Annotated in this window: 10 protein-coding genes; 6 read left to right on the top strand and 4 right to left on the bottom strand. The window is 69.4% G+C overall.

Annotated features, from left to right (window positions below):
• The first annotated feature begins 124 nt into the window (after nt 1-124).
• Nucleotides 125-1,048 (top strand): hypothetical protein, encoded by a 924-nt coding sequence (locus ACFYMC_RS26060; RefSeq protein WP_388529430.1) that lies wholly within the window; start codon nt 125-127, stop codon nt 1,046-1,048.
• A 456-nt stretch (nt 1,049-1,504) separates the two neighbouring features.
• A complete protein-coding gene (locus tag ACFYMC_RS26055; protein WP_388529428.1) occupies nt 1,505-3,391 on the top strand; it encodes an ATP-binding cassette domain-containing protein in 1,887 nt (628 codons plus the stop codon).
• 221 nt (nt 3,392-3,612) lie between these two features.
• Here ACFYMC_RS26055 and ACFYMC_RS26050 read toward each other — a convergent pair whose 3' ends face one another.
• Nucleotides 3,613-4,830 (bottom strand): MFS transporter, encoded by a 1,218-nt coding sequence (locus ACFYMC_RS26050; RefSeq protein ID WP_388529426.1) that lies wholly within the window; start codon nt 4,828-4,830, stop codon nt 3,613-3,615.
• A 389-nt stretch (nt 4,831-5,219) separates the two neighbouring features.
• A complete protein-coding gene (locus ACFYMC_RS26045) occupies nt 5,220-5,429 on the bottom strand; it encodes a tautomerase family protein (protein WP_388529424.1) in 210 nt (69 codons plus the stop codon).
• Nucleotides 5,430-5,722: 293 nt separating this feature from the next.
• On the opposite strand from ACFYMC_RS26045, the gene ACFYMC_RS26040 reads away from it, so the two are divergent.
• Nucleotides 5,723-6,589 carry a helix-turn-helix transcriptional regulator gene (locus tag ACFYMC_RS26040; RefSeq protein WP_388529422.1) on the top strand — a complete coding sequence of 289 codons (867 nt, stop codon included), beginning with the start codon at nt 5,723-5,725 and terminating at the stop codon, nt 6,587-6,589.
• 242 nt (nt 6,590-6,831) lie between these two features.
• Here ACFYMC_RS26040 and ACFYMC_RS26035 read toward each other — a convergent pair whose 3' ends face one another.
• Both ACFYMC_RS26035 and ACFYMC_RS26030 read right to left on the bottom strand, forming a co-directional pair.
• Nucleotides 6,832-7,071, bottom strand: a complete 240-nt coding sequence (locus ACFYMC_RS26035) for a hypothetical protein (protein ID WP_388529420.1) — start codon at nt 7,069-7,071, stop codon at nt 6,832-6,834.
• Between the two features lie 213 nt (nt 7,072-7,284).
• Complete coding sequence (locus ACFYMC_RS26030) at nt 7,285-9,948, bottom strand: AAA family ATPase (RefSeq protein WP_388529418.1); 2,664 nt, start codon at nt 9,946-9,948, stop codon at nt 7,285-7,287.
• A 129-nt stretch (nt 9,949-10,077) separates the two neighbouring features.
• On the opposite strand from ACFYMC_RS26030, the gene ACFYMC_RS26025 reads away from it, so the two are divergent.
• The 3 genes from ACFYMC_RS26025 (at nt 10,078) to ACFYMC_RS26015 (ending at nt 13,219) form a co-directional block, all read left to right on the top strand.
• Nucleotides 10,078-11,358, top strand: coding sequence for an MFS transporter (locus ACFYMC_RS26025; RefSeq protein WP_388529416.1), 1,281 nt, complete (start codon nt 10,078-10,080; stop codon nt 11,356-11,358).
• On the top strand, nt 11,355-12,698 hold the full coding sequence (locus tag ACFYMC_RS26020; RefSeq protein ID WP_388529414.1) for a carotenoid oxygenase family protein: 1,344 nt from the start codon (nt 11,355-11,357) through the stop codon (nt 12,696-12,698). Before ACFYMC_RS26025 ends, ACFYMC_RS26020 begins: the two co-directional genes overlap by 4 nt.
• 74 nt (nt 12,699-12,772) lie before the next feature.
• On the top strand, nt 12,773-13,219 hold the full coding sequence (locus tag ACFYMC_RS26015) for an SRPBCC family protein (protein ID WP_388529412.1): 447 nt from the start codon (nt 12,773-12,775) through the stop codon (nt 13,217-13,219).

Genomic DNA, 13,219 nt, shown 5'->3' with positions numbered 1-13,219 from the left:
CCGGTCCCCGATCGCCTACGAGAACGACCTCCAGCCAGCTGCAACTACCCTGACCCAAGCCGCATAGACGTGTTCAAAATCCGGGGTCAAGGCCCCTTCGTCGCGGATCCTGACCGTGGTCCTTGTGTCAGCGCTGTGCATCGCGTCCGCTGACTGGAGTGTCGGGTTGCTGGTGGCCCAGGTCAGACCCGGTGAGGTCGTCACGCAAGGAGCCATGCTGGGACTGGCCGCCGGCCTCGCCTTCGGCACCGTATACGCAGCGATCATTGCCGTCGGCGGTGTCTTCGAGCCCGCCCGCATGCGCCTTCGCTTCCAGCGCGGCCAAGGTGGGGGCGGACGAAGACCGGCCCGCGCGTTCGCCGCCCGCTGCACGGTCGTCCTTCCAGGCGGGTTCGTGATGGGGGTCGGATGCGCGTGCGCCTTCGCCGTCCAGCGCGCCCTGTATGAGGGCCGCCGGCTCGCGGATCCCCAGGTGATCGAAGCAACCTTGGTCAACATGCTCGTCTTCGGACTCATCTTCGGCTCCGCCGCCGGTCTGGTCTTCGGCATCATGGCGGCCCTGGAAGCCCCCTTGGACGTGTCCTCGGCCGCAACACCGGTCCACCTGTTGTCCTCCAACCGTGCGACCGTGAACCGACAGGTCCTGGCCCTGGTGCCGATGCTCACTGTGGCCATCGCGCTGGGCGGGTACCTGATCGTCAGCCTGCTGCGAGGACACCTCGGCCCGATGAACTGGAGCCTGCCGGACGGGCTCCTCACCGGCATGGTCGGCGGGCTGGGCGGCGCCGCCTCGTACGCGCTCTGCTTCACCGCCTGGGGCCAATGGGTGATCTTCTCCCGCCTCTGGCTCCCCCTCACCGGAAAGCTCCCCTGGAACACGGTGGCCTTCCTCGACGATGCCTACCGCCGCGGTGTCCTGCGGCAGACCGGGGCCGTCTACCAGTTCCGCCACGCTCGGCTCCAGCACCACCTCGGCCACCGGTACCGCCAGCAGCGGGGGAACTACGCACCGGCCAGGTTCCCACCGAGGGATCCGGGCTCCGCCTGACGGGCGTCGTCCGCTCCTCCCCCTGCCGGTACGGGTGTTCCCGTGGAGAGGCATCCCGTGCCCCACCCGTCCGCGACAGTCGCCCCTGTACCTGGAAGGTGGGTGTGACGACGGGGCCCGCTGATCCACACCGGGGCCACGGGGCAGCCACGGGCGCCCCGCCGCAAGCGATTACTCTCCCGCCGCCCTCCACATCGGCTAGTTCCGGCCAACCTCCCGTGTCCCTGGACCCGGACCTCCGAGGGCACCTGGACACGATCAGCCGCCAGCCAAGGGCTTCGTCGCTTCGAGGTCGGCCAGATCCAGCTACTCCGGCCCCGAGACTGCGCTCTACTCGCTCCCCCAGTTCCAGCGAACCCACAGCCGCCCGTCCGCGCCTCGCGGACCCGGGCCTCGCCATCGTGCGCGAGCGCAGCCGAACCGCGTGTTGTGGTGATCCAGTCGAAGGAGCCCCGGTTGTCCAAGCAGCAGGCCGCAGAGAACAAGCCCGTCCCCCCACCCGCCCCCGCGCACTTCACGTACACCGGGGGGCCGCACAGCGAGACCATGGAAGCCCTCTCCCTCGGCCGGATGGCCCGCCGTGTTCCCTCGGCCCTCCTTCAGACCGCGCGACTCGCCCTCGCCGTCAACCGACCGGCATTCCACGTGCTGGTCGCCGCCCAGATCCTCGGCGGAATCTGCACAGCAGCGGCCCTCGCGGCCGTATCCCGCGCCATGGTCCCGATCCTGACCGGCCCAAGCGTGGAGCAGCGCATTTCATCTGCGGCCTGGCCGCTCGCCGTCGCCGCCGTGATGACCGCCCTGGGCGCAGTGGCCTCCATCGCCTCCGGTAGCACCGCCCGCCGCCTCAATCCCGGCATGGCCACTCTTGCGGACCTCGCCATGGTCGACGCCCACATGGACGTCGAACTCACCGCCTACGATGCGCCCGACTTCGCCGATCGCTCCGAAGCCGCAGAGATCGGGTCCGCCCGGTCCGCCATGCTCCTCCAAGATGCTCTGGGGTTCACCAGCGGTCTCATCGACATGATCGCCGTGGCATCGGTCCTCGCTGTGGTCCACCCTGTGCTCCTGCCGCTGCTCCTGCTGTCCGTCGTCCCCCGCGGACTCGGCTCGGTACATGCCGCCCGGCTCGACTACCACCTGCACAACCAGACCGTCGCTTCCCGCAACATCAAACACATGATGCGTTGGCACCTCACCACTCCCAAGCTGGCCGACGAACTGCGCGGCAACAGCATGCGGCCGTACGCCCACCACTGGTACGCGGCTGTCTGCGAGCGAATCGACGCCAAGATGGTGAGTTCGGCACCCCGGTACCTCGTCGTGTACCTGGTCGCCGCCACCGCATCCGGGGCCTTCGTCGTCGCGATGTACGGAGCTCTCGCCGGCCTGGTCATCGGGGGGTACATGGCGCTCGCCGCCGCTGGAACGGCGATCGTCGCCATGCGGACCTCCACGGCCGCCCTCTCACAACTGGTCGTCTACGGCGCGGCGATGTTCCAGCACGCCCTCTACCTCGGTGACTACACCACCTTCGTCAAGGAGGCGGCCCAGAACTCCGGCCCGCGCGGTCCGCACGTGATGGAGTCGGCCCCGGAGAAGATCCGTCTGGAGGAAGTCACCTACACATATCCCGGCAAGGACCGTCCCGCACTCGGTCCGATCTCCCTGACCCTGGCCCGAGGAGAGGTCGTGGCGATCATCGGCGAAAACGGCGCCGGGAAGTCGACTCTGATCCGCCTGTTGACCTCCCTGACGGTCCCCACCTCCGGAACCGTCACTTGGGACGGCGTCCCCACCTCGGAGGCCGACCAGCGGACGGCATGGCGCCACGTGGGCCTCGTCACCCAGTCCCATGGGCACTGGCCCTTCTCAGCCCGAGAGAACATCACCCTGGGGCAGCCCGACCCGCGCGGCGAGGAAGCGGTTTGGCAAGCGCTGGACGCTGTGGGCATGCGAACGACCGTCCAAGGGTTCCCAGACGGACTCGACACCCTCCTGGCCCGTTCCTTCTGGGGTGGCCACGAGCCCTCCGGCGGACAGTGGCAGCGCCTCGCGTGCGGCCGGGCCTTCTATCGGCGGCCGGGGTTGTTGGTCATGGACGAGCCGACGAGCGCGATGGACCCACGTGGGGAGCACATGGTCCTGTCCGGACTGAGGGAAATGAAGAGGGACCGGATCACGGTGATCGTCACACATCGGATGGAGAACTGCCGACTCGCGGACCGCATCGTCGTTCTGGACGGCGGCCGGATCGTGGAACAAGGTTCCTTCGACCAACTCGTGGCGCTGCACGCAGGCAGGTTCAGGGAACTCTACGCACTGTCGCAGGATCGCTGAGGCCTCCGGGGCCGTCCCCCTGACGCGCGGTGGCGCGCGGCGTCAGACGCGGTGCACGGCGAGTGCCGGGGCGTTCTCGTCACCGTGTGTCCGAAGGGCATTGCGGGTAGCGCGGCTGCCATCGTGCGCCCCGCGGCCGTAGGTGCCGCGTCGTCATGAAATGCGTCACCGGTCCGGCGTGCACCGGCCCTCACCCGGGACCTTCGGTCGTGAAGCGGGGGCTATCCGCGCGCCACCAGGCGGCGTCCGCCCACGACCACACCCACGAGGAGGAGTACCGTGCCGACGTGGAAGACCGCCCTCAGACCGAAGTGGTGTGCGACCAGCCCACCGAGGACCGTGCCCACGATCGCTCCGCAGCGCACCAGCAGCTTCTGGGTCATGGTCACCCGGCCCAGCAGACGGTTGGGCATCAGGTTCTGGCGCACGGTGGTCGCGTTGACCCGCCACGCGGTTGCCGACGCGCCGTAGAGCAGAATGAACACCCCGGCCGGCAGCCATGCGTCGACCAGCCCGAGACCCAGTGATGCCACCATGGCGGCGCACAGCGCCCCGAGGAGAAGGCGCCGCCTGTCGATGCGGTTGGCCCAGCGCCCCACCAGTACGGAACCAATCAGTGCACCCAGGCCGAAAGTCGCCACGAGCAGGCCGAAGCCGGTGTCGCTCAGACCCAGCTCGTTGCGTGCGAACAGGATGCCGATCGCCACCTGCGACATGCCGACCATGTCGTAGAGGGCGCTCAGCAGCGTGATCCGCCGCAGTAGGGGGTGCCCCCACAGGGCGCTCAACCCATCAGTGAACTGACGGAGCATCTGGTGTCTGACCGGGCCGGTCGGCTCGGGAGGCCGCTCGGCGCGGAAGCGTCCGCGGATCGAGAAGATGAGCACCGCGGAGCAGAGGAACGACAGCGCGTCAACGCCGAACGGAAGCACTGGATGCATGTCGAACAGGAGCGCACCCAGGGGGTTGCCCAGCAGGAGAGTGGCTGTTACGGACGCCCCGGCCATGGCGGCGTTCGCCCGGTCCCGGTCGAGCCGCCGCACGGTCATCGGGACGAGGCCGGCTGCCGCCCCGAGGTAGAACCTCTGCGCGAGGTCCAACAGCGCGGTGGCGACGCAGATCACCGCCAGCGTCACATGTTCCAGTCCCACGACCACGGCCAGCCAGGCGGCGATCAGGACGCGCACCGAGTCCAGGGCCACCATGATCCGGCGCCGGTCGAAGCGGTCCGCGGTCATTCCCGCCGTCACCATGACCAGGGGCCAGGGGAGCTGGTCGGCCAGGAACACCAGGGCGATCTTGCGGGGGTCCGAGGTCAGGTGCGAGGCGAGCAGGGGGAACGCGACGTAGCGCATGCCGTCGCCCAGGCCGGAGACGGCCACCGAGAACCAGAGCAACCTGAAGTTGCCGTCAAGTCCCGACGGGAGTCTCCAGTGCACGGATCACGCTCCTGCGCTCAGATGCGAGGTCGTGTCACTCTAAGTCGTCATCCGTGAAGGATCCCGCAGGCCACCCCCGCTGCGCGGATTCTCCTCCGGCCCTGGACAGGTGGGGTCAGGAGCGCACGCCGGCAAGGCGCGGCACCTGCCGGCGACGTGGTACGCACGGTGCGCGGCAACCGATGCTGCCGCACACCAAAACCCGGCTCCGGCGGGCGAACCTCCATCTGGACGACTGCCCCGCCCCTCCTGGGCCGGGCCCGGAGGGGGGAAGTCCAAGGGCTGCGCTGATACCTACTGTGGTGGGCCGGAGGAGCGATGCCCGGGCAGGCGGGGACGGGGACGAGAGGCGCAGTCCAGGTCGGCTGCCCCAGGGGGTGTGGCCGCCGTCAGGCGTCGCCGTTGAGTACGGCTGCGGTCAGGACGTCGCCGGCGACCCCCCAGCCGCCGTCGGCTACCTCGTCGACCAGTACGACAGTGGTGGGACGGGCCCGCTCGCCGTAGATCTCCGCGAACAGGTCGGTGGTGTGCTCGACGAGCTTCCTCTTGTCCGCAGCGGTGATGGTGCCAGCGGGTACCTTGAAGTTGGCGAAAGGCATGGTTGTCTCCATTGGTTGGTGCCGCCCGGAGCGGCGGCAGCGAACGACGAGGGGTGATCTGGACGCCGAAATCGGTCAGCTCGGCGGCATGGCTCGCCTGCCAGGCCCTGGTCCGCGAAGTGGGTACCAGGTACCCGGCCCCGGACAGGGCGCGTGCCCCCGTACGACCGCCGCGTGATGAGTTGGATCTGTGTGGTTCGTTGCCACTTCTCCACAATGCGCGGCCCCGGCCGGCGCAACCAGGGGATGTCGTCCCCTGGGCCAGTGACCCGACCGAGCGCACCATGGAGGGTATGAGCTCTGCGAGGCATACCGAACTGGGGCAGTTCCTGCGTTCCAGGCGGGAACGTATCCGCCCCTCCGACATCGGACTTCCGTCCGGGCCCCGGCGGCGCGTTCCCGGGCTACGCCGCGACGAAGTCGCCCAGCTGGCCGGTGCATCAGTGGACTACTACAACGAGCTTGAGCGTGGGGCTGGTTCCCAACCCTCCGAGCAAATGATCGCCGCGCTCGCCAGGGCCCTGCGGCTGAGCGCTGACGAGCGCGACTACCTCTTCCGTCTGGCGAACCGCCCGGTGCCGGTACCGGGCGGCGGGGTCCCGCATGTGCACCCCGGCATGCTCGACCTCCTCCATCGTCTGGCGCCTACCCCGGCGCAGGTCATCACCGACCTGCACGTAACCCTCGTCCAGAACCCGGTCGCGGTGGCCCTGCTCGGAGACCACGCAGGCTTCCGAGGAACTCGGGCCAGCTTCGTCTACCGGTGGTTCACAGAGCCCGACTCCCGACGCCTCTACCCCGAGCCCGACCACGAACTCCAGTCCCGTGCCTTCGTCGCAGACCTACGGGCAGCTGCCGCGCGGAGGGAGGCGAAGGACACCGAAGTCACCTCCATGGTCCGTTCGCTCCTCAACGCCTCCCGCGAGTTCGCAGCGCTGTGGGCCGGCCACGACGTGGCGTTCCGGAGGGACGACCGCAAACGCCTCAACCACCCCGCGCTCGGTCTGGTCGAGGTCAACTGTCTCAGTCTCTTCAGCGAGGACGGCCGACAGCGCCTGCTGTGGTTCACGCCCGCAGTCGGCACGGACAGCACCGGCCTGTTCGACCTGCTCGCGGTCATCGGTACGCAACAGATCACCGAGGGAAGCGAGTCGGTCTGATGAGGGCGCGGTATCCGCCCCGGTCGCACGCGCAATGCCGAGAAGCGCCGACCAGCGGCCACGCACCACTCACCGAATGGACGTACTCCTCAGGGGACGGCGAATCCCTAGCGGGACCCGCAGAACGGCAGTCCCCTGCACGGCGAGGGCATGGAAGCCCATGGGATCCCAACGGCGGGATCCCCCCGGTGACCATGCCGGACGAAGCGGGCTCCGGGAGCTTCGGAAGAAGGCTGGAGCCGTCAGTCCCAGAGGCAGACAGCCAGGAGCAGGGCGACTACCGGGATCAGAAGCCATGGTTCGGCCAGGACCAGGAGCATGGTGAAGGCCAGGGCGAAGTACGCCAGTGCCTTGGCGGCGCGTCGCCCGGCCGTCTTCTTCTTCGAGTTCTTGCCGTCAGGCGTCGCGGAGGCAGACGCTGTCCCAAGGGCGCCCTCATCGGTAGCGATTGCCATTGCGGGGGTCATGTCGATGTTCTTCATGGCGTTCAGCCTCCTCGCCCTCGCACCGCTCTCGCATCGGCGAAGTCTGCCTATCCACCGGCGGTCCCCTCCCCGGTGGGCGCACGAGCCGCGGCACCGCGTCGTGTGGTCGGACCGCCCCAATACACCCTGTATGGAGGCGACCCGCCTTACGAGGCATGACCGTGCCGTGTCCCACGCCTTGTGCTGAACCACCGGGCAGGTCGCGCGCCCTCAGCTGATGTCGGGCAGGTCGCGCAGCTGCCTGCGTGAGGTGAGGCCAAGCTTGCGGAAGATGTTGCGCAGGTGGGCGTCGACCGTCCGGGGGCTGAGGAACAGCTTGACCGCCACTTCCTTCGACGTGGCGCCGTCGGCCACCAGACGCGCGATGTGTACCTCCTGCATGGTCAGCCGGTCCGATGCCTTCGACGTACGGCTGCGTGCCTGCTCGCCCGTGGCGCGCAACTCGCCGGCCGCACGTTCGGCGAAGGCCTCCACGCCGAGGTCCGACAGCAGCCCGTGCGCCTGCCGCAGCGCGGACCGGGCGTCACGCCGTCGGCCCTGGCGGCGCAGCCACTCCCCGTACAGGAGGTGGGCTCGGGACCGGTAGACGACGAGCGTACTGTCGTCGAGCAGGTCGATTGCTTCGTGGTAGGCGGACTCGTCCTCAGTCACCAGGGCCCGTGCGTAGGCCTCGACACCAAGACCCCATCGCTGGCCTCCCGCCCGTGTGCGCTCCTGGAGGGAGGCGAGGGCACCGGAAGCAACCTCGATCTCACCGCACCGCACCGCCGCCTCGATCAGCTCGGGCAGCGCGAGGCCCGCCACGCCCACGGTGCCGTGCTCGACCGCCTCCTTCGCCGCCTTCAGCGCAGCCGGATAGTCGGCCAGGCCGTTGCAGAGCAGGGCTGTCGCCCACGGCACGCTCAGGCTCATGCGACGATCCACCGAAGCGAACAGCGTAAGGGCTTCCTCGCGCCGCCCACGCATCGCAGCCAGGTGGAGGCGTGGGTAGACCAACGGTGCCGCGCCGGTCGCGTCGGCGATCGCCTCCTCCTCGGAGATCAGTTCCATCGCGGCACCGAGGTCGCCGGTGTGCACGGTCGCGCTGGCCTGCATGGCCAGCCCGATGGGCAGTGCGTGGAAGGAGCCCGACTCGCGGCCCGCCGCGACGGCACGGGCCGCGATGCCGCGGAGCGCGTCGAAGTCCCACAGTTCGGTGGCCACCATGAAGCCAAGTGACGGCCGCCCGGCCCACACCTCCTGGTCGCCATCCGTGATGACCGGCCTCAGGATTTCCCCCGCCGCGGAGTGCCCGTCGCCGACGAGGGTGAGCAGGCCGGCCAGGACCGCCGTCGCGCTGGATGCCGGACCGTCCGACGGCGGGGCTTCGCGGACCGCCTCCACCACGTGGTCGAGACCGCCGAGCAGCAGCCCCATCTCGAAGGCGTCCAGGTAGCACTCCCGTGACCAGGCGGGATCAGTGGCCGCCAGCCGGGCGGCGGCACGCAGGAGGTGTGCCGTCGGCCTTTCGTCCCCACGGCGGCGGACGAACGACAGCCTGCCGCGGAGCAGGTCGGCCCTGGCGGCTTGGTCCGGATCATCGCTGCGGACCGTGGTGAGCAGGTCGGCAGCGGCGTCGAAGTCACCCACCGAGAGCTTGGCCTGGGCCGCCGCGAGTGTTCGCTCGGCGCGTCGTGCGGGGCAGGTCGTCAGTGCGGCCGAGCGTTCGAGGAAGGCCGCCGCCGCCGCGACACCGCCACGTTCCTGGGCACGGGTGGCACAGGACTCAAGCTCGGCGGCGACCTGCTCGTCGGGTCCGGCGCAGGCCTGGGCGTGGTGCCAGGCCCGCCGGTCGGGGGCGGTGACCGGGTCACTCGCGGCGGCCAGCGCCGCGTGCGCCCTGCGTCGCTCCTCCGGCGCTGCCGCCCGGTAGGCGGCCGAGCGGGCGAGGGGGTGGGCGAAACGGATCCGGGTGCCGAATTCGACCAGGGGGACGGACTGCGCGGCGGTAGCCGCATCGAAGCCCAGGGATTCGGCCGCCCGCCAGAGCAGTCCCGGGTCGCCGGTCGGGTCGGCGGCTGCAACGGTCACCAGCAGCCGGGCCGGCGGCGACAGCGGCTCCAGCCGTGAGCGGAAGCTCTGCTCGATGACTGCGGGCACCGAGTCCGGTTGGGTGTACCCGCCAGCCATTCCGGCGAGCCCGGCGGTCCGGGGTAGTTCCAGCAGCGCGAGGGGGTTACCGCGCGCCTCGGCCAGGATGCGGTCGCGCACCCGCTCGTCCAAGGGCGCACGAACCGCCGAGGTCAGCAGCGCGCGGGCGTCCGACTCGCCGAGGCCTTGAACTGCAAGGCGGGGAAGCCCTTCCAGTTCGGGTGGGCGGATCGGTTCGCGCGCCGCGAACACCAGGGCGATCGACTCGGCAGAGACCCGGCGAGCGAGGAACGCCAGCGCCCCGGCTGAAGCCTGGTCCAGCCACTGTGCGTTCTCGATGACGCAAAGGACAGGGCGTTCCTCCGTGGCCTCCACGAGAAGACCCAGTGACGCCACGCCGACCAGGAACGGATCGGGGGTGCCGCTGTCGCGCCCGAACGCGATGTCCAGCGCCTTGCGGTGCGTTGCCGGTAGGGACGTCGGCGGGCTGTTGACGGCCGTGAGCAACTGGTGGAGCGCGGCGAACGGCAACTCCATCTCGAACTCCGCGCCAGAGGCGTGCACGACGAGGAACCCGCTCGCCGCTGCCTCCAGATGTCTCAGCAGCGCGCTCTTGCCGACACCGGGCTCACCGTGCAGGACCAGAGCACCACCTCGACCCTCCCTTGAGGCGTGGAGCAGAGCGTCGATACGGCGCATCTCGTCCTGACGGCCGATCAGCACATTCGGATGTGTCCCGGGCATGTCCGACAACCTATGTGGTCGGGCGCCGCAGGGGAATCCGAGAGCGAGCCCGGCCAGCAGGCCCGGCGGGGACCGAGTAGGTGATGACTACCGACGCGAACGACTGCCGCTTCCCGCGAGAGTCGAGCCATGACCCGCACCGCGACGCAACCGACCACCACCGGCTGGACAGCCCTGGTGGTCCTGGCCATGGCCCAGTTCCTGGTCGTGCTGAGCACCTCGATCGTGAACGTCGCCCTACCTCAGATCCGGACCGGACTCGACCTCTCGGAATCGGGCCAGGCGTGGACGGTCAACGCCTACGTACTGGTCTTCGGCGCGCTGCTGCTGCCGGGCGGTCGGGCAGGCGACGCGTACGGCCTTCGCCGGGTGTTCCTGTCCGGCTCGGGACTGTTCGCCCTCTCATCCCTTGGCGCGGCGCTTGCGCCCACAGCGATCGTGCTGATCGTCTGTCGGGCGGCACAGGGAGTCGGTGCCGCGCTGCTGGCGCCCACGGCGCTTGCCCTCGTGCTGACGCTGTACCCCGACGGGAAGCGGCGTGGCACCGCGCTTGGGACGTGGGGAGCGGTTTCCGGCGCCGGTGGGGCGGCGGGAGTGCTGCTCGGTGGGCTGCTCACCGACCTGTACGGCTGGCGTGCGGTATTCGTGGTCATGGTGCCCCTCGCCCTGGCCGCCGGGGTGGCGACCCGAGTACTGGTACCGGGCGATCGGCCGCGCGGGGGGAGCCTGGACCTGCCGGGCGCGGTGACGGTGACGGCCGGGCTGGTCGCGCTCACCTACGGGCTCTCTGGCCATTGGCCGTTCGTCGTGATCGGTCTGGCGCTGCTCGGCCTGTTCACGGTGCTCCAGAGTCGAAGGGCCGAGCCGCTGCTGCCGGCTCGGATGGGCGTGGTGGCGGTGCCCAACGTGCTGATGGCCCTGCTGGGCGCCGTCTGGCTGGGTCTCTTCTACTTCCTGCCCCTCTACCAGCAGCGCAGCCTGGGCTACTCACCCTTGGAAGCCGGGCTGACCCAGCTTCCCCTCGCCCTTGTGATCACCCTCTCCTCATGGGCCACCGGCAAGACCTCCAGGCGGCAGGTGCTGCCCGTGGGCCTTTTGGTCCTCGCGGCCGGGCTGGCCTGGCTCTGCCGCACCCCTTCAGAAGGCAGCTTCCTCGGGGACCTGCTCGGTCCAACCCTCCTCATCGGTACCGGTCTGGGGGTGGCCTTCGTCAGACTCACCACGATGTCCTCCACGGGCATCCAGCCCGCCGACAACGGTCTGGCCGGCGGGCTGGTCAACGCCACCCGGCAGATCGGTGGGGCGATCGGCCTGTCCTTTCTGACGCTGCTCCCCTCGGCCGGGGCGGCCTTCCTGGCGTGCGTCTTCCTGACCCTGCTCATTTCGGCCCTCGCGATACGAAAGGCATGACCATGTCCCTGAACAAGCCCTATGTGCGTGACCACTTCGCCCCTGTTACCGACGAGATCACCAGCCACCGACTGAAGGTACGCGGCACCCTTCCGCCCGAGCTGAACGGCCGCTACTTCCGCAACGGTCACAACCCCAAGCCGGGTGTCACCCCCACCCACTGGTTCCGCGGGGAGGGCATGATCCACGGCGTCCGCCTGTCCGGTGGCCGGGCCGAGTGGTACCGCAACCGCTGGGTGCGCACTCCCTTCCTGGACGGCGTGCCATTCACCGGAACCGAGCTCGAAGTCAGTGCTGCCGCCACCAACATCGTCTTCCACGGGGGCCGCTACCTGGCCCTGCAGGAGGCCAACCTGCCCTGGGAGGTCAGCGCCGAACTCGACACGATCGGCGTCCACGACTTCGGTGGCAAGCTCACCAGCGCGATGACCGCCCATCCCAAAGAGGACCCGGCCACCGGCGAACTGCACTTCTTCAGCTACAGCCCGTTTCCCCCATACCTGACTTACTACGTGGCCGACCCCTCCGGTGACATCGTCACCTCGCAGGTCGTGGAAGGCTCCGGTCCCTCGCTCATGCACGACTTCGCGATCACACGCGAACACGTCGTCTTCATCAACTCGCCGGTGGTCTTCGACCACGCAGAGCTTTCCGGCATTCCGTACCGCTGGCACGACGACGTCCCGCTGCGCATCGGCGTGGTGCCGCGCGCAGGAGGAAAGGCCACCTGGTTCGAAGTGGGAGACCAGGCGGCACTGTTGCACGTCGCCAACGCCTACTCCGGCGAGCAGGGTCGGATCGTCCTCGAAGCGCCGCGCTTCGACCGTTCCGCCTGGGAGAGTTCGTGGAAGTGGTGGGTGGGCGCTCCAGGCCACGGAACCAGCCCTGACGCAGGCTCGACCCTCCACCGGTGGACCCTGGACCCGGCCACGGGAAGGGTCACCACAGACGCTCTCAGCGACCTTGCCACCGAGTTTCCGTCGATCAACGACGCCCACACCGGGGCAGCCCATCGATACAGCTACGCCATCGCCTTCCCCGGCGCCGGCCTGTCGGGCTACCACACCGTCAAGTTCGACGCACGGGAGGGTCAGGAACAGCTGCTCGCACACGGCGAGGGCCGGATGCCCGGTGAGGCGGTCTTCGCACCCGCCGACGGCGGCACCGCGGAAGACGACGGCTACCTGCTCACCATCGTCAGCGACCTCAAGGCCGACGCCTCGGAGCTGCTCGTCCTGAACGCCGGGGACCTGAGTACCGTGGCCGCCGTCGAGCTGCCCCGCAGGGTACCTGCCGGAATCCACGGGCACTGGATACCTGACAGCGAGATGCCTGTTTGAGCCGTACCTGCCGTCCGGTCCGTCGCATGACCGCGTCACGGGCTGCCCAGCGTCCCACAACCCAAGGAGTCGAGTTGAACTACCCCACGACCGTTGACGAGGGCGCTCCCGTCGTCGCGGACCACACCATCCGGATCGATGCCACCCTGGAGCGGCTCTGGCAGGTACATACCGGGATCGACACCTGGCCGTGCTGGCAGTCCGACATCTCCGAGGCCCGGCTGGACGGCCCCGTCGCTCCGGGCACCACCTTCCACTGGGTGACGGCGGGCCTGTCCATCGACTCCACCATCTACGCGGTCGAGGCCCCGCACCGCATCCTGTGGGGCGGCCCCGCGCACGGCATCACCGGCATACACGAGTGGACCTTCACCGAGGACCATGAGGGGGGTGTTGTGGTCCGCACCAAGGAGTCCTGGGCGGGCGCTCCGGTCGACGCCGACCGGGACAACCTCGAAGCCGCCCTGAACAACTCGCTCCGTGGCTGGCTCGACGCTCTGAAGACGGCGGCGGAGCAGTAG

The organism is Streptomyces sp. NPDC006879 (genome assembly GCF_042869595.1).
Taxonomy (GTDB): domain Bacteria; phylum Actinomycetota; class Actinomycetes; order Streptomycetales; family Streptomycetaceae; genus Streptomyces.
This window is presented reverse-complemented; position numbering and strand designations above follow the sequence as displayed.

Bases quoted from the DNA above. Each gene is read 5' to 3' on its own strand.
- ACFYMC_RS26045 (WP_388529424.1), bottom strand. From the start codon at position 5,429: ATGCCTTTCGCCAACTTCAAGGTACCCGCTGGCACCATCACCGCTGCG.
- ACFYMC_RS26040 (WP_388529422.1), top strand. From the start codon at position 5,723: ATGAGCTCTGCGAGGCATACCGAACTGGGGCAGTTCCTGCGTTCCAGG.
- ACFYMC_RS26035 (WP_388529420.1), bottom strand. From the start codon at position 7,071: ATGAAGAACATCGACATGACCCCCGCAATGGCAATCGCTACCGATGAG.
- ACFYMC_RS26030 (WP_388529418.1), bottom strand. From the start codon at position 9,948: ATGCCCGGGACACATCCGAATGTGCTGATCGGCCGTCAGGACGAGATG.
- ACFYMC_RS26025 (WP_388529416.1), top strand. From the start codon at position 10,078: ATGACCCGCACCGCGACGCAACCGACCACCACCGGCTGGACAGCCCTG.
- ACFYMC_RS26020 (WP_388529414.1), top strand. From the start codon at position 11,355: ATGACCATGTCCCTGAACAAGCCCTATGTGCGTGACCACTTCGCCCCT.